Source organism: Ruegeria sp. BF7 (genome assembly GCF_056538605.1).
This window is the reverse complement of the sequence record NZ_JBQFTM010000002.1, coordinates 14,638-31,525: the sequence shown is the minus strand read 5'-3', so window position 1 is coordinate 31,525 and position 16,888 is coordinate 14,638. Positions and strand designations below refer to the sequence as shown.

The 16,888-nt window shown below is 58.7% G+C and carries 14 protein-coding genes and 1 pseudogene; 10 read left to right on the top strand and 5 right to left on the bottom strand.

The genetic code is table 11. The features are described from left to right. Positions 1-73 precede the first annotated feature (73 nt). Positions 74-748 (top strand): TIGR04283 family arsenosugar biosynthesis glycosyltransferase, encoded by a 675-nt coding sequence (locus tag ACR0IK_RS05985; RefSeq protein WP_480640809.1) that lies wholly within the window; start codon positions 74-76, stop codon positions 746-748. A gap of 7 nt (positions 749-755) precedes the next feature. Here the strand turns inward: ACR0IK_RS05985 and ACR0IK_RS05980 are convergent. Both ACR0IK_RS05980 and ACR0IK_RS05975 read right to left on the bottom strand, forming a co-directional pair. Continuing rightward, positions 756-1,502, bottom strand: a pseudogene (locus ACR0IK_RS05980) (hypothetical protein); the annotation flags it as partial. Positions 1,503-1,568: 66 nt separating this feature from the next. Next, positions 1,569-2,438 (bottom strand): MurR/RpiR family transcriptional regulator, encoded by an 870-nt coding sequence (locus tag ACR0IK_RS05975; protein WP_480640808.1) that lies wholly within the window; start codon positions 2,436-2,438, stop codon positions 1,569-1,571. Between the two features lie 154 nt (positions 2,439-2,592). On the opposite strand from ACR0IK_RS05975, the gene ACR0IK_RS05970 reads away from it, so the two are divergent. The 9 genes from ACR0IK_RS05970 to ACR0IK_RS05930 all read left to right on the top strand — a co-directional run bounded on the left by ACR0IK_RS05970 (position 2,593) and on the right by ACR0IK_RS05930 (position 13,098). Further along, positions 2,593-3,348, top strand: coding sequence for an N-formylglutamate amidohydrolase (locus ACR0IK_RS05970; RefSeq protein WP_480640807.1), 756 nt, complete (start codon positions 2,593-2,595; stop codon positions 3,346-3,348). 8 nt (positions 3,349-3,356) lie between these two features. After that, positions 3,357-3,929 (top strand): TRAP transporter small permease subunit, encoded by a 573-nt coding sequence (locus ACR0IK_RS05965; protein ID WP_480641142.1) that lies wholly within the window; start codon positions 3,357-3,359, stop codon positions 3,927-3,929. Continuing rightward, on the top strand, positions 3,926-5,245 hold the full coding sequence (locus ACR0IK_RS05960; protein WP_480593254.1) for a TRAP transporter large permease: 1,320 nt from the start codon (positions 3,926-3,928) through the stop codon (positions 5,243-5,245). Before ACR0IK_RS05965 ends, ACR0IK_RS05960 begins: the two co-directional genes overlap by 4 nt. A 51-nt stretch (positions 5,246-5,296) precedes the next feature. Next, on the top strand, positions 5,297-6,331 hold the full coding sequence (locus ACR0IK_RS05955; RefSeq protein WP_480593256.1) for a TRAP transporter substrate-binding protein: 1,035 nt from the start codon (positions 5,297-5,299) through the stop codon (positions 6,329-6,331). 146 nt (positions 6,332-6,477) lie between these two features. Next, on the top strand, positions 6,478-8,163 hold the full coding sequence (locus ACR0IK_RS05950) for a Na/Pi cotransporter family protein (protein ID WP_480640806.1): 1,686 nt from the start codon (positions 6,478-6,480) through the stop codon (positions 8,161-8,163). A gap of 57 nt (positions 8,164-8,220) precedes the next feature. Next, the gene (locus tag ACR0IK_RS05945) at positions 8,221-9,582 is read left to right on the top strand and encodes a glutamine synthetase family protein (RefSeq protein WP_480640805.1); all 1,362 of its coding nucleotides are present in this window, start codon (positions 8,221-8,223) and stop codon (positions 9,580-9,582) included. A gap of 91 nt (positions 9,583-9,673) precedes the next feature. After that, complete coding sequence (locus tag ACR0IK_RS05940) at positions 9,674-11,056, top strand: aldehyde dehydrogenase family protein (RefSeq protein ID WP_480593262.1); 1,383 nt, start codon at positions 9,674-9,676, stop codon at positions 11,054-11,056. 67 nt (positions 11,057-11,123) lie between these two features. After that, positions 11,124-12,269: an iron-containing alcohol dehydrogenase gene (locus ACR0IK_RS05935; protein WP_480593264.1), complete on the top strand. Its 1,146-nt coding sequence runs from the start codon at positions 11,124-11,126 to the stop codon at positions 12,267-12,269. A gap of 58 nt (positions 12,270-12,327) precedes the next feature. Continuing rightward, the gene (locus ACR0IK_RS05930) at positions 12,328-13,098 is read left to right on the top strand and encodes an alpha/beta hydrolase (protein ID WP_480593266.1); all 771 of its coding nucleotides are present in this window, start codon (positions 12,328-12,330) and stop codon (positions 13,096-13,098) included. 18 nt (positions 13,099-13,116) lie between these two features. Here ACR0IK_RS05930 and ACR0IK_RS05925 read toward each other — a convergent pair whose 3' ends face one another. The 3 genes from ACR0IK_RS05925 to parE form a co-directional block, all read right to left on the bottom strand. Further along, positions 13,117-13,398: a hypothetical protein gene (locus tag ACR0IK_RS05925; RefSeq protein ID WP_480640804.1), complete on the bottom strand. Its 282-nt coding sequence runs from the start codon at positions 13,396-13,398 to the stop codon at positions 13,117-13,119. A 383-nt stretch (positions 13,399-13,781) separates the two neighbouring features. After that, the gene (locus ACR0IK_RS05920) at positions 13,782-14,435 is read right to left on the bottom strand and encodes a hypothetical protein (protein ID WP_480640802.1); all 654 of its coding nucleotides are present in this window, start codon (positions 14,433-14,435) and stop codon (positions 13,782-13,784) included. A 390-nt stretch (positions 14,436-14,825) separates the two neighbouring features. Continuing rightward, positions 14,826-16,784 carry a DNA topoisomerase IV subunit B gene (gene parE, locus ACR0IK_RS05915; protein ID WP_480640801.1) on the bottom strand — a complete coding sequence of 653 codons (1,959 nt, stop codon included), beginning with the start codon at positions 16,782-16,784 and terminating at the stop codon, positions 14,826-14,828. Between the last annotated feature and the right edge of the window lie 104 nt (positions 16,785-16,888).

The window sequence follows — 16,888 nt, the reverse complement described above, 5'->3', positions numbered from 1 at the left end:
CGGGTGGTCCTCGTCATTTCCCTTGGCCCCGTGATATAGGAGTTCCCGCCGCCATGACCAGAGGATATCCGCCTTGCCAGCACCGATCAGCATCGTCATCCCGACCCGGAACGCGGGCGAGGCTCTGTCGGAAACCTTGCCAGCGCTGATGGAGGGTCTGCACACCGGTCTGATCCGCGAGTTGATCGTCACCGATGGCGGCTCGACCGACCTGACCCTTGAAATCGCTGATGAGGCCGGGGCCGAGATCGTCACCGGTGCCCCGTCACGCGGCGGGCAGTTGCGGCGAGGCTGCGCGGCGGCCAAGGGGGATTGGCTGTTGGTTTTGCACGCCGATACAGTGCTGCAGGAGGGGTGGAGCAAAGAGGTGGGTGAACACCTTGCCACTGGCAAACCGGCGGCTTTTCGTTTGGCCTTCGGAGCAAAAGGGTTTTGGCCCGCTTGGGTGGCAGGTTGGGCCAATCTACGCAGCCAGCTGTTTGGCCTGCCGTATGGCGATCAGGGGATTCTTCTGCCGCGCCATATGTACGAAACGGCCGGAGGCTACCCCGATCAACCGCTAATGGAGGACGTGGCGTTGGCACGCGCCGTGCCCCGCATTACTTTGTTGACGACACGCGCGGTTACGAGTGCGGACCGCTATGTACAGGTGGGGTGGCTGCGTCGGGGCGCGCGGAATCTGTGGACTCTGACCCGGTATTTTCTTGGGGCCGATCCGGAGCAGTTGGCGCAGGCGTATCGGCGGTAAGGGTCGTTCGCAGCTCGACCACGGATTTACCCAGACGGAACGGCGCGGCAAAGCTGACCAGACACAGGGCAATGATCTGCAGCACCAGAATATGGGCGTTGGCCTGAAGATACTCCCACTCGTCTTTCAGCTTGCTGACCTGTTCGACCAGATCATCATAGCTTTGGGCCAGGATCAGGTAGTCCCCGGCAATCGCGGGCACTTTGCGGCGCATACTGTCGATGGCGGCCTGAGTTTTGTCGTCCAGCGTGGTGAAGACCAGAAACTGGTCGATATTGAACGCGTCTGCCTTGGCTGCCATCTGGTCTATCTCGTCCTTTTCCTGCCGCCCAAACAGGAATTGCAGCCCTTGCAACGGGGCGACCTCATTGGTCACAGCGATGAACAGGGGCAGGTCGGCATTGCTGGCGGTTGAGGCGGACAGGAACTCGACCCTGTCACACAACACAGCGGTGTCCGGGTCATAGGCCGGATCGCAGAACCGCAACCTGAACCGAGCAGCGTCGCGGTCAAAAGCCAGCGTGGCCGCATAGGCCACGTCGATCTGCCGGTCCAATCGCGAGCTGTCTGAGGTGTAAAGACCGGCCAGAACCGCCACCAGCGCCCCGATACCACCCAGAACGACCCAGACCAGATCCGCCAGTTTCCACGCCCGGTGCCCTGCCGGCTTGCGAAACAGAAACGCGGTTCCAATCGATCCGATCAGAAAGAACAGGATCAGCAGCGGCAACTGGTTTTCGGTTACAAAAGTCATGACCCCAAAGTGACCACCTGCCAGCGTGCTGGCAACACTCCTCACGCGCAGTTGTTCCGTTTTCGCTTAAGAGCCTGAGCTTTGACCGAACTTCCGGAACAGCTTGGTGCGATCGAAGGCTTGTTCAAGCTCGGCGGTGCGGTCCTTGACCGAGTTCCACAGGCGTTCCTGCACCTCGGCGATTACGCATTCCATCAGGACCATGAGCGCCGCCATCGAATCCCACGCCGATGGGACAGCGATGCGTGCGGCAAAGGTATGTTTGGCCAGTCTGTGAATGGGGGACCGCCATTGATCGGTGAACAGGACGATCTCGGCCTGACGCTCCTGACAGAGTTGCCCGATCAGCATGGTCGAGTTCTCATAGCGCCGCACATCCAGCGCGATGAGCACGTCATCCCTGCGAACATCCAGCAAATCATGGGTCCATGATGCCGCAAAGGGCAGCATCCGCACATCGGGGCGGATCATCTGCATGTGCAGATAGAGGTACTGGGCCAGCGCGCCGGTGATGCGGCCTCCGGTAATGAAAATACGCCGGTTGGGATCACAGAGCAGAGTACAGAAGCGGTCGAACTCTGCCGGGTCGACCTCATCAATAGTGCGTTTCTGGTTGGCCAACGCCTGCTGGGAATAGCGGTTCAGGATATGCTCCTCGGGCAGATCGTTCTGCCAGACATCGCGCTTGGCTGCGGGTCCCGAGATCATCTCCTTGACCTCACCTCGCAGGGCCGTCTGAAACTGCGGATAGCCACCAAACCCGGTCTTTTGCAGCATCCGAGCGACGGTTGTGGTCGAGACCGAGGCCGCGCTGGCCAGTTCGGTAATGCTGCCAAGACCGGCCATAGGGTAGTCATCCAGCAGGACGCTTATCAGTTGCCTTTCAGACGGGGTCATTTCGTCTCGATGGGCCAGCAGCCTGTCTGTTACCCGCACCTGTGGGTCCTCCTGCGTCAGAAATGGCGGCCTGTGCAGAATTTTTCAGCACAACCTGCTCTGTTTAAATTTGTACAGGAAAAATATTGACAGGTGAATGCATCGTGTGGAAATTTTTCCACAAACTACTTTCACGGAATCGCAGGGCAGCACATTGGACTTCGGAACAGTTGTTCATACAGACGCAGCGGATGGCGCACCTTCGGTGTTGCTAGTGTGCGAGCACGCCTCGAACCGTATTCCAGCGTTTTTGGGGGACATGGGTCTGACGGCTGAGGCTCGGGAAAGCCACATCGCTTGGGACCCCGGCGCTTTGGCTGTCGCGCAGCAGATGGCGGGATTGATGTCCGCGCCGTTAGTTCGCGGCGGCATCTCCCGTCTGGTCTACGACTGTAACCGCCCGCCCGAAGCCGCAGGCGCCATGCCGGTCAATAGTGAACACTATGACATTCCCGCGAATGCCCGGATGACGCTGAAGGAGCGTCAAACACGGGTCGAGAATATCTATCTTCCCTTCACGCAGGCTGTGTCGGGACAAATTGAGCAACACCGCCCGTCGTTGAACCTGTTGGTGACGGTGCACAGTTTCACCCCAGTCTACCATGGCCTCCAACGTTCGGTTGAGCTGGGCATCCTGCACGGTCGCGACGACCGATTTGCCTTGGCGATGATGGGGGCGGTTCCCGCGCAGCCATCTTTTGAGACGCGTCTGAACGAACCGTATTCCGCCAAAGATGGGGTGGCCCACACGTTGGATGTGCAGGCTTATCCAAATGGATTGCTGAACGTCATGATCGAGATTCGAAATGATCTGATCGGAATGCCACAGCAGCAGCAGGCCATGGCTGAACACCTGGTGCTGTGGATCGACCGCACTCTTGCCGGGTTTGGCGAAGGGGGTGCTGTGTGATCAAGGCGATGGCGTCATATGTACGGGTAGTTGATGCGATCAACTACCGAATTGGCCGGTTGATGATGTGGGGGCTGTTCGTGATGATGGGGATCCTGTTGTGGTCCTCGATCTCGAAAACGTTTTTTCTGCCATCGCGTTGGACGCTGGAAATGGCGCAGTTTGCGATGGTGACCTATTACATCGTCGGCGGACCATATTCGATCCAGCTGGGCTCGAACGTGCGGATGGACCTGTTCTATCACAACTGGAGCCCGCTTAAGAAAGCATGGTTCGATGCCTTCACCGTGCTGTTGCTGATCCTGTACCTGGGTGTGCTGCTCTATGGCGGGCTGGGATCGACAGCGTATAGTCTTGGCTATTGGGGGGATGAGCCGGTCTCATATTTCGTAGGTCTGTTGACCGGCGGTGAAGAGATCGGACGTCTGGAGCGGTCCTCGACCGCGTGGCGACCTTACATCTGGCCGATCAAGGCCATCATGGTGTTCGGCTTCTTCCTGATGTTGCTGCAGGCTATTTCGGAATTCTTCAAAGACATAGCCCGGATCAACGGGCAGGAAATCGGGGTGAGCCGGGCATGAGCCAGGAATTTATCGCCATCTTCATGTTCGCGCTAATGATGCTGATGCTGTTCACTGGCCAGCGCGTCTTTGGCGCGATCGGTGCGGTTGCCACCATCGCCGCGTTGGCGCTGTGGGGAACGGGCGGGCAGGATATTACGTTCTCGGCCGCAATGAAGCTGATGAAGTGGTACCCGCTACTGACGCTGCCGATGTTCATTTTCATGGGCTACGTGCTGAGTGAAAGCCGTCTGGCTGATGATCTTTATCGCATGTTCCACGTGTGGATGGGGCCGGTGAATGGTGGCTTGGCGATTGGTACCATCGGGCTGATGGTGCTGGTTTCGGCCATGAACGGCCTGAGCGTTGCCGGGATGGCCATCGGTGCAACCATCGCGCTGCCGGAACTTCTGCGGCGTGGTTATGACAAGACGATGGTGACCGGGGTCATTCAGGCGGGATCAAGTCTCGGTATTCTCGTGCCGCCGTCTGTAGTGCTTGTACTTTATGCGATGATCGCGCGGCAGCCAGTCGGGCAGTTGTGGTTGGCAGGTATCCTGCCGGGTCTGCTGATGGCAGGTCTCTTCATCCTTTATATCTGGATTCGCTGCCGCATTCAGCCGGAACTCGGCCCTGCAATGGAAGACGCCCACGAGGTGCCGTGGTCCGAGAAAATCCGGTTGCTGGGGGCCGGGGCGCTACCGCTGATCATCTTTGCTGCTATGATGGTGCCGTTTGTGAACGGTTGGACCTCGCTGGTGGAAAGCTCGGCCATAGGGGCGCTGACGGCATTGGTCGTCTCAGTGCTCAAACGCCGGATGACGTGGAAGATATTCGAGGATTGCACGAAGCAGACGCTGGCGATCTCCTGCATGTTCATGTGGATCATCCTCGCCGCGCTGGGCTTTGGTGCCGTGTTCGACGGATTGGGCGCGGTGAAGGCCATCGAGAACCTGTTCACCGAACAACTGGGCCTGTCGCCCTGGATGATCCTGGTGCTGATGCAGCTCAGCTTTATTGTCATGGGCACCTTTCTGGATGACACCGCGATGCTGGTGATCGTGGCGCCGCTTTATGTGCCCTTGGTTGGTGCGCTGGGTTTTGACCTGATCTGGTACGGGGTGCTGTATACGATCACCACGCAGATCGCCTATATGACGCCGCCTTTCGGCTACAACCTGTTCCTGATGCGCGCGATGGCACCGCCAGAGATCGGGCTGAAGGACATCTACCAATCGATCATTCCGTTTGTCGGTGTGATGGTGCTGGCCCTGATTATTATAATGGCATTTCCGGAAATCGCGCTTTGGCTGCCCGGTTATGTTTATGGGAATTAACAAGAATGCCCGCAGAATGGGCACGCAAACTTCAACGGAGAGGAAATTGACATGACGACAAGACGTAAGTTTCTGAAGACCGCCGGGGTGGGCGTCGCCGCCGCACCGCTGGCCACGCCCGCGCTGGCGCAGGGCACGATAACATGGCGGATGCAGACCTATGCAGGGCCCGCGCTGGCCGAACACGTAATCGATCCGGCGATCAAGATGTTCAACCAGATCGCTGGCGACCGGATGCAGATCGAGCTTTTCTATTCCGACCAGCTGGTCCCGACCGGAGAGCTGTTCCGCGCCATGCAGAAAGGCACGATCGATGCTGTACAGTCGGACGATGACTCGATGGCCTCGCCCACCGAAGTTACCGTTTTCGGTGGATACTTCCCCTTTGCCTCGCGCTATTCGCTGGACGTGCCGGTCCTGTTCAACCAGTGGGGCCTGAACGAGATCTGGGACGAGGAATACTCGAAGGTCGGCGTGAAACACATCAGTGCCGGTGCTTGGGACCCATGCCACTTTGCCACCAAGGACCCGATCAACAGCCTCGCGGACCTGCAGGGTAAGCGCGTCTTTACCTTCCCGACGGCGGGCCGGTTCCTGTCGCAATTCGGCGTCGTGCCCGTCACCCTGCCGTGGGAAGACATCGAGGTCGCGGTGCAAACGGGCGAGTTGGACGGTATCGCATGGTCGGGCATCACCGAGGATTACACCGTTGGGTGGGCTGATGTGACCAATTACTTCCTGACCAACAACATCTCGGGCGCCTGGGCAGGTCACTTCTTTGCCAATATGGACCGCTGGAACGAATTGCCCGAAGACCTGCAGACCCTGTTCAAGGTTTGCTGCGACCAGTCGCACTACTATCGTCAGTGGTGGTATTGGGGCGGAGAGGCCAATCTTCGTGTGAACGGCACCAAGATGCAGCTGACCACCATCCCGGACGAGGAATGGGCAACGGTCGAGGAAGCTGCGGTCAAGTTCTGGGATGAAATCGCTGCCGAGTCCGAAACCAAGGCGAAGGTTGTGGATATTTTCAAGCGCTATAATGCCGAAATGCTCAAGGCCGGACGGCCCTATCGCTATAGCTAAATGACGCAATTCCGGCGCGTTAGCGGTACCACGCGCCGGAATTGGACCACAGGAAACGATACTGCGAATGTTAGCATCCGTTCAAAAGCAGATAATAAAACACCGGGCGCCCGACTGTGCGACCCGGGCCAGCGGAGTGTGAACAGATGGCTATCGCAGGGTTCTTGATCGAGATTTTCGCAGCAACGATGTTGCTGCTGTTTGCCGTGCGGTTGGTGCGCACGGGGATCGAACGGCGTTTTGGTGCACTGTTTCAGTCGATCTTGACGCGCCACTCGAACACTTTTGTTGCAGGCGGAGCTGGCATGGTTCTGGCTACGATCCTGCAAAGCTCGGCCGCAGTAACAGTTCTGCTGACCGGATTTGCCGCGGCGGGGATGGTGAGCTTTGGCCTTGCGCTGGCCGGGGTGCTGGGCGCCGATCTTGGTGCGGCCCTTGTCATTCAGGTGCTGTCTTACGATCTGGGGTGGCTGCAACCGGTGCTGCTGGCGCTGGGCGGGTGGCTCTACCTCAAGTCCGACAGGGCCAATGTGCGGCTGATCGGGCGGATCGTTCTGGGCATCGCCTTCATTCTGGTTTCACTGCAGTTTCTGCGCGATGCGGTCGATCCGATCCGGGAAAGCGCCTTTTTGCCAGCCATCGCAGGGTATCTGGAAAGCGATTACTTCAGCGCCTTCATCGTGGGTGCGGTCCTGGCTTTTGTCATGCATAGCTCGGTCGCGACGATCCTGATGTGTGTGACGCTGGTCCAGATCGGAGCCATCCCTTTTGCCGCTGGGCTCTCGCTGGTGCTGGGCGCTAACCTGGGTTCGGCCTTTATTCCGATCTGGCTGACGCGTGACATGACCATCACGGCTCGGCGCATCCCGTGGGCCAACCTGCTTCTGCGGGGCAGCGCGGCGCTGCTGATGCTGATCGCGGTCAACGTCAGCGGCGCGCATGAGGCGTTGATGATTGCCGGGGCAGGGCAGTCGCTGATCCTGGCCCATATCGGGTTCAACCTGACTGTTTTTGTGCTGGCCACCGGTTTTGTGAATTGGATGGAACGCCCGATGGCCTTGCTGCTGCCGGAATCGAAAGTCGAGGCAAACGCGATGGATCAGTTCACGGACGCGCTCAGCCCGCTGGGTGATCCCAGCGCATCCCGTGCAAGCGTCGCGATGTCTTCGGTCCGGCATGAACTGTTGCAGATGGTCACGCAGGTCGAACGCATGTTTCGCCCAGTGTTGGATATCTATGAACAGGACGACAGCGACGCCATCTCGGCCCTGTGGCAGCAGGATGAGAGGGTGAACGCGCAACTCACCGAAATCCGCCGCTTTGTCGCGCGCATGCCGCGCCAGAACATGAGCAAGGCGCAGATCAAGGCGGCGCGCGGTCTGGTGGAATACGCGATCCGGCTTGAGGCGGCAGGCGACGTGGTTTCGAACCGCATGACCCGCACGGCGCAGATTAAACACACCGAGCGTACCGAGTTTTCGACGCAGGGCTGGAAGGAACTGAAGGATCTGCACGCGGCCATTCTGGAGAGCTTCTCTCTGGCCCGCCACGTGCTGCTGGTCGATGACATGGACTGCGCCCGCCGGTTGGTGTTGGACAAGGCCGAGGTCAAACGGATGTCGCGCCAAAGCCGCAAGGCACATCTGAAACGGCTTGAGCGGGGGCAGACCGAGAGCTTCCAGTCCAGCGATCTACATCTTGAAACGCTGCGTGCCATGCGCGAGCTGCACGGACATGTCGCCGCCGTAGCCTATCCGATCCTCTACAAGAGCGGGCAGGTTCTGGAGACGCGTCTGGTGATGGAAATGGAAAAGAACGCGGCCGACGATTAAGGACCGTGAAAGGGAGCACGAGACTGAGGTCTCGGAGGGTGACAAAGGAAGAACGGGATGGGCAATGAAGGGCGTTTGGACGACCTGAAAGTCATGGTTGACGCAGGCGAGGTGGATACTGTGCTGGTCTGCATGGTCGACATGCAGGGGCGTTTGATGGGTAAACGGTTCCACGCCGGACATTTCGTGGCGGGCGCTTGGCAAGAAACCCATTGCTGCAACTACCTGCTGGCCACCGATCTTGAGATGGCAACCCCGGACGGCTATGCGGCGACCAGCTGGGAGCGGGGCTATGGTGACTATGTCATGAAGCCGGACCTCAGTACTCTGCGCCCGGTGCCGTGGCTGGAAGGCACCGCGATGGTGATGTGTGACGTGTTGGACCATCACACACACAAAGAAGTGCCCCATGCGCCGCGCTCGATCCTGAAGAAGCAGGTCAGCCGCTTGAAGGCCATGGGCTATGACGCGATGTGCGCGACCGAGCTGGAGTTTTTTCTGTTCGAGAAGAGCTTTGACCAGATCCGCAAGGAAGGCTTCCGTGATCTGGAGCCGATCTCGGGTTACAATGAAGACTATCACATCCTGCAGACCACCAAGGAAGAGCATGTGATGCGCCCGATACGCAATCATCTGTGGAATGCGGGTATTCCGGTTGAAAACTCAAAGGGTGAGGCCGAAACCGGGCAGGAAGAGCTGAACATAAAATACGCTGGTGCGATGGAGACGGCCGAGTACCACTCGATCGCCAAGAACGCGGTGAAGGAGATCGCCTGGCAGCATGGCCACGCGGCGACCTTCCTGCCGAAATGGCATCATGACAAGGTGGGCAGTTCCTCGCACGTGCACCAGTCGCTGTGGGCGGACGGCAAGCCTGCGTTCTATAACGCAGAGGATGAGCTGGGCATGTCGGCTGTTATGAAAAGCTATATGGCGGGCCTGCTGAAATACGCTGCCGACTACACCTATTTCATGGCGCCCTACATCAACAGCTACAAGCGGTTCATGAAGGGCACCTTCGCGCCAACGCGGATCATTTGGTCGGTGGACAACCGCACCGCAGGGTTCCGCCTGTGCGGGGATGGGACCAAGGCAGTCCGGGTCGAGTGCCGGATTCCCGGATCGGACATGAACCCCTATCTTGCTATGGCCGGGATGCTGGCTGCAGGGATTGCCGGCATCGAAGAGGGGCTGGAATTGCAACCACCAACCACGGGTGATGTCTATCAGGGCGACACGGGCATGATCCCCGGCAACCTGCGCGCGGCACGGGAGGCGCTGCTTAGCTCGGCGATGTTGCGGGCTGCGATGGGCGATGAGGTTGTCGATCACTACGCACGGGCGGCAGAGGTCGAGATCGAGGAGTTCGAGCGTGTGGTGACGGATTGGGAAATCGCTCGCGGGTTCGAGCGGGCTTAGAGGGCTGGCTGGGGGCTCTGCCCCCAGACCCCCGAGATATTTTTGGCCAGATGAAGCAGGGGATCCTGTTTCCTTCGGAAATGGAGTGGATATGGGGCAGATATTGAAATGTGTCTCACCGATTGATGGATCGGTTTTTGCGGAGCGGGAGGTGTTGTCTCGGGACGCGGCGTTTGAGGTTGCAAGCCGGGCGCGTGCGGCGCAGTCGGTTTGGGCGGCGCGGCCATTGCAGGAGAGAATTGATCTTGTGATGGCGGGCGTGGCCGCAGTGGGAGCGATGAACGACGAGATCGTCCCCGAACTGGCGCATATGATGGGCCGCCCGATACGCTATGGCGGAGAGTTCGGCGGGTTCAACGAGCGCGCCAGCCATATGGCTGAGATTGCCGAGGCTTCGCTGGTCGATATCGCGGTGGGCGAGGATGAGACATTCAAGCGCTATATCAAGCGCATCCCTCATGGGGTTGTGTTTGTGGTGGCGCCTTGGAATTACCCCTACATGACCGCGATCAACACGGTGGCTCCGGCGCTGATTGCAGGCAATACGGTGATCCTGAAACACGCCACGCAAACCCTGCTGGTGGGCGAGCGGATGGCGCAAGCCTTCCATTCGGCAGGTGTGCCAGAGGACGTCTTCCAGAACGTGTTCCTGAGCCACGACGTGACCAATGATCTGATCGCAGGCAATGCGTTCGATTTCGTGAACTTCACCGGATCGGTCGGCGGCGGTCAGGCGATGGAGCGCGCTGCGGCAGGCACGTTTACCGGCGTTGGGACCGAGTTGGGCGGCAAGGACCCCGGCTATGTTATGGATGACGCCGATCTGGACGCCGCCGTGGATACGCTGATCGACGGGGCCATGTTCAACTCGGGTCAGTGCTGCTGCGGGATCGAGCGGATTTACGTTCACGAAAGCCTCTATGACGATTTCGTCGCCAAGGCAGTTGAAGTCGTGAAGGGATACAAACTGGGCAACCCTTTGGACGCTGAGACGACGATCGGCCCGATGGCCAATGTTCGGTTTGCCGACGAGGTGCGTGCGCAGATTGCCGAGGCTGTCGAGGCCGGGGCCGTCGCCCAAATCGACACGTTCCCCGAGGATGATGGCGGTGCCTATCTGACGCCGCAGATCCTGACCAATGTGACCCATGAAATGCGTGTGATGCGGGATGAGAGCTTTGGTCCGGTCGTGGGTATCACGAAAGTGTCCTCGGACGAGGAAGCCATCGCGTTGATGAATGACAGCGAGTTTGGTCTGACCGCAAGCCTTTGGACCCGTGATGTGGACCGTGCCGCGCGGGTAGGTGATCAGGTCGAGACCGGCACCGTGTTTATGAACCGCGCCGACTACCTTGACCCCGGTCTCTGCTGGACCGGTTGCAAGAACACCGGGCGCGGCGGCGGTTTGTCCGTCATCGGCTATCACAACCTGACACGTCCCAAATCCTACCACCTGAAAAAGGTCACGGGCTAAGGACACTGGCCTGCTCTGGACAGACCCCCTCGCCAGAGCAGGCCTAAAATTACAAAGGAAACCTGACATGTCACTCGTTGGAAACTGGTCCTACCCGACCGCGATCAAGTTTGGTGCTGGCCGTATCAAGGAACTGCCCGAAGCCTGCGCAGCAGTCGGGATGAAGCGTCCCTTGTTGGTCACTGACAAAGGCCTGGCCGATCTGCCGATCACTACGGCGACACTGGGCATAATGGAAACCGCCGGTCTGGGCCGGGGATTGTTCAGCGACGTGGACCCGAACCCGAATGAAAAGAACCTCGACGCGGGTGTCGCGGCCTATAAGGCTGGCGGCCACGATGGGGTGATCGCGTTCGGTGGCGGCTCGGGGCTGGATTTGGGCAAGATGGTTGCTTTCATGGCCGGTCAGACGCGCCCCGTCTGGGATTTCGAGGATATCGGCGATTGGTGGACCCGAGCGGACGCCGATGCCATCGCCCCGATTATCGCGGTGCCGACCACCGCCGGCACCGGGTCAGAGGTGGGCCGCGCCAGCGTCATCACCAATTCCGAAACGCATGCAAAGAAGATCATATTCCACCCCAAGGTGTTGCCGACCGTGGTGATTTGCGATCCGGAACTGACAGTGGGGATGCCCAAATTCATTACGGCAGGTACCGGTCTGGATGCGTTCGCGCACTGTGTCGAGGCGTTCTCCAGCCCTCATTACCATCCAATGAGCCAGGGTATCGCGCTGGAGGGGATGCGTCTGGTCATGGAGTACCTGCCGCGTGCCTATGCAGACGGAACTGACATCGAAGCGCGCGCTCAGATGATGAGCGCGGCGGCAATGGGCGCGACCGCGTTCCAGAAAGGTCTCGGCGCGATCCACGCGATGAGCCACCCCGTCGGTGCGCATTTCAATACCCATCACGGCACCACAAACGCGGTCTGTATGCCCTCGGTGCTGGATTTCAACGCCCCCGCCATCGCGGACCGGTTCCAGTCCGCAGCCGCCTATCTGAACATCAACGGCGGCTTCGACGGCTTCCGCGCCTTTGTGCAAGGGTTCAACGACTCGCTCGGCATCCCGCGCAAACTGTCCGATCTGGGCGTGACCGAGGCATCAATCCCCGAACTGGTCAAAGGCGCGATCATCGACCCGTCCTGCGGCGGCAACCCGATCGAACTGACCGAAGACAACCTCACCACGCTGTTCAAAGCCGCACTGTAACAGGCTTGCCGAACGTATCCCTCACCTCTCATACTGATCGGAGGTGAGGGAGATTTTCATGACCAAAGAGATTGTACTGATCCACGGGGCCTTTGCCGGGCCGTGGTGTATGGAAGATTACGCACGCTTCTTCCGCGACCGCGGCTGGACGGTGCACACCCCGGCGCTGCGCTATCATGGCGGCGACCCCAAGGCCGAACCCGATCCCGGCCTGACCGATACCAGCGTCATGGATTACGCCAATGACATCGCGGAATTCGTGCAGGGGCTGGACAGCAAACCCGTTCTTCTCGGCCATGCCATTGCGGCGGTGGTGGCGCAGCAAGTGGCCTCGCGTGGGTTGACCAGCGCCATTGTTCTGATCAACCCGAACGCCGCATGGGGGACGTTGCCGGAAACCGATGACGAACGCGCCATCCCGCGCGCTTTGATGGAGGGCGGGGCGTTCTGGAAACAGCCGATGCGGGTCGAGTTCGACCTGATGGCCCCCTTTGCGCTGAACAAGATGCCTGAGGCACAGCAGCACGCGGTGTTTGACCGGCTGGGCGCCGAAAGCGGGCGGGTGATGTTCGAGATGTTCTTCTGGATGTTCGACGACCACCACGCGATGAAGGTTGATATCGACAAGGTCGACTGCCCGGTACTGGTCGTTTCAGGCACCGAGGATCGGGCGGTGAACCCCAACACCTGCCGTGCATTGGCCGATCTGTACGGAGACCGCGCGACCTTCATGCCCGTCGAAAATCACGCGCATTTCCTGTTCATGGAGCCCGGCTGGGAAAAGCCCGCCGCGCAGATCGCGGACTGGCTGGAGGAGAAGGTGGGCTAGGGCGCCCACCCCAAACGGTTAGTTGTTGGTCGAAAATGTACTCTGCGGTTTCCATTTCAGGGTGCCGTCACTGTCGCGATGACAGCGCAGCAGGCGTTCTTGCACCGTACTGACCGTGCTGGTGACGGTGTTGTCGCCGACCAGCAGAACAAAGGCGTCCTCGGAATAGGTCAGGCCCTTGTAGTAACAGAACCGGGACTCGGCACCGTCAGGTATCGGCGATGCAAGGCTGAGCGTCTGCTGCGCAGGGGCTTGCGTGGCCAGCAGGGCAAAGGCCAACCCAAGGGGTAGTGATTTCATGTCGTCCTCCCGTTCGAAATCAGTGTTCGTAAAAAATGGGTCTTGGACGCTCGGAACCTCAAATGTCGTTCTTGAATGACGGTTTGAGGGTAAGTGTGAACGAGATCAACGGGTTAGGCAAGGGGAGTGTTTGGGTGCCGATTGCTGGGCGGTCTCGCGCCATCCACCAAATGCATAATGCGAAGCATCAAACACGCGCCCGACCCACCCCGCATCATGCACGCGCCCGACCCACCCCCGTGGCCGGGCGAGTTCCGCACCCACCCTCGGGCCGGGCGCGAGGATTGTTGTCATGCTGAGGCATTCGTGGTTGCGCTAATTTGAGAGCTATTGTCTTCCGATCAGCGAGTGCCTGCTTTTAGTTCGATTAATTCGCTAGGGCCTTACGAATTCGCCTTCAAGCACGTTGAAAACCGTTTGGATGTAATCACAATCTCAATTGGCACAGTGAACGAGTCAATTCGTGATAAACACTTTAGGATCGCCTCTGTATTCTCGGCTTCCAACTCAGACAATTCCGCAATTTTTGGATCGATTGGGTGCTCAATCCTCGATAGTTTGGGGCAGTAAGGGTTGCTCCGGCAAAATCCTTCAATCAATTCATATTTTGATCGAGCGAGAAGAGAGGAGTATAAATCCGCTCTCGAAACATCTCCCGAGAGTGATGTTGCAGTGTGTAATTGCCTGTCCGCGTTGTCCGCCCAATAGTATGCTAACAACTCATCATCAGACTGCATTGCGCGAAAGAAATGATGTAGGAATGAGACGCCACTGTTCTTGGGAAACGCTTTCAATGCTTCGACAGTGAACTTTTTATGTGACAACTTGTTGTTTTTTATCAAAAAGGTGGAAGTGCTATGACATTCTGGACTCGCTTCAACCTCTTCGTTGCCCAAGAACAAGATGTATTCTTTGCAGCTTGGATGGGCATCAAAGATGGAGTTGTCGGTTTCTCGTGCAGAGATTGGCCCCGCTAGAGCCATCGACAATGAAGCTATGCTAAATGCAAGATGGACTCTTCGAGCACGTTCAAACATCCAACTTCTCCAAAAAACGCGTGTTCTCCTGAATGTAGTGAAACCGCAATTCGGTTTTTTTGCCCTTCAGAAGCACGACCAGATCGCAAGTAACATTTGGAGTAGGTCTCGCTGAATAACGGAACGTTTGCTTCATTGGCGTTTGTCCACACTCTTTTTAGCTAGATGCATCAACATAGCCGCTGGCCACCAAGCAATGATAAAAAGGTACGCTTTGGAAAGCGAAATGCCAGTAGAAGGAAATAGGTCTGGCAAGAACAGGACGCAGATTACAGTCAATACCCAAAATGCACTGAAAAAAGCTATGGTCCGATTGATTAGTCTAATTTCCGCTTTGGCGTTCATTTTCGGGTTTTGCGGAGACATGTGTCCGCGACCCAAAAAGCCTCCTTAAACATCCAACTCCTCCACAAACCGCGCGTTCTCCTGAATGTACTGGAACCGCAGTTCGGGTTTTTTGCCCATCAAACGCTCGACCAGATCGCCGGTTTCGCCGGGTTCGTCCTCGTCGATGGTGACGCGGATCAGTTTGCGGGAGGCCGGGTCCATCGTGGTCTCTTTCAGGTCCTTGGCGTCCATCTCGCCCAGACCCTTGAAACGCGAGACGTCGATCTTGCCCTTGCCGCCCAGACCGTTCTCAAGCCACTCGTCCCGCTCGGCCTCGTCCAGGCAATAGACGCGCTTGGCGCCTTGGGTCAGGCGATACAAAGGCGGGCAGGCGAGGTACAGGTGGCCCGCGTCGATCATTGGGCGCATCTGGGTGAAGAAGAACGTCATCAGCAGCGAGGCGATATGCGCCCCGTCCACATCCGCGTCGGTCATGATGATGACCTTGTCATAGCGCAGGTCGTCGACGTTGAACTTGGTGCCAAGCCCGACACCCAGCGCCTGCGTCAGGTCATTGATCTCGGCATTGGTGCCCAGTTTCGAACTGGCCGCGCCCAGCACGTTCAGGATCTTACCACGCAGGGGCAGCAGGGCCTGTGTCTTGCGGTCGCGGCCCATCTTGGCGGAGCCGCCCGCAGAATCGCCCTCGACGATGAATAATTCCGTGCCGTCGCGTGTTGAACTAGAGCAGTCCACCAGCTTGCCGGGAAGACGAAGTTTCTTAGTGGCGGACTTGCGTTGTGTTTCCTTCTCGGCCCGACGGCGCAGACGTTCCTCGGCCCTCAGGATGAGGAAGTCGAGGATCGCGCCGGCGGATTTCGTGTCTGCGGCCAGCCAGTTGTCAAAATGGTCGCGGACCGAGTTTTCTACCAGCCGTTGGGCCTCGACCGTGGCCAGACGGTCCTTGGTTTGACCGACGAATTCCGGTTCGCTGATGAAGCACGACACCAGTGCACAGCCGCCGGTGATCAGATCATCGCGGGTAATCTGACCGGCTTTCTTGTTATTGATCAGCTCGCCATAGGCCTTGATCCCCTTGAGGACCGCAGCCCAGAAGCCCGCCACATGGGTGCCGCCTTCAGGCGTGGGGACGGTGTTACAGTAGGACTGGATGAACCCATCACGCGATGGAGTCCAGTTGATCGCCCATTCGACCTTGCCCGGCGTTCTGAATTTCTCATTGAAATCCACCGTGCCGGCGAAGGGCTGCTCGGCATAAGTGGAAGAGCCGTTCATCGTCTCCTTCAGGTAATCCGACAGGCCGCCGGGGAAGTGAAAGCTGGCCTCGGTCGGGGTTTCGCCGTCGTCGATGTGGGATTTCCAGCGGATTTCAACACCCGAGAACAGGTAAGCCTTGGAGCGGATGGATTTGAACAGACGCGCAGGTTTAAAGCGGTGATGGCCAAAGATTTCCTCGTCCGCGTGGAAGGTCACTGTCGTGCCGCGCCGGTTGGGGGCCGCGCCGATTTTCTCGACCGGACCCAAAGGAACGCCGCGCGAGAAGCGTTGTTCGAACAGCGTCTTGTCGCGCGCCACCTGCACTACCATGGAATCCGACAGCGCGTTGACCACGGATGCACCCACGCCGTGCAGACCGCCCGAGGTCTGGTACGCCTTGCCCGAGAACTTGCCGCCCGCGTGCAGGGTGCACAGGATGACCTCAAGCGCCGATTTGTTAGGGAACTTCGGATGCGGATCGATCGGAATGCCGCGCCCGTTGTCGCGCACGGTCAGGGCGTAATCGGCGTGCAGCTCGACCTCGATCCGGTTGGCATGACCAGCGACGGCCTCGTCCATCGAGTTGTCGAGGATTTCGGCCACCATATGGTGCAACGCGCGCTCATCGGTGCCGCCGATATACATACCAGGGCGTTTTCGGACCGGCTCCAGCCCTTCAAGCACCTCGATCGAGGAGGCGTCATAGGTGGTGGTCGCGCTGGGCGTCAACAGATCGTCGGGCATCGGTGCTGCTCTTGTTTTTAGGTTGGGTCCCATTATGGCAGGTGATGTGGTCCGGGGGAAGAGGGGCGCGAGGTGTTGTGGGCATTTGGCTGTGCTGAACGCGC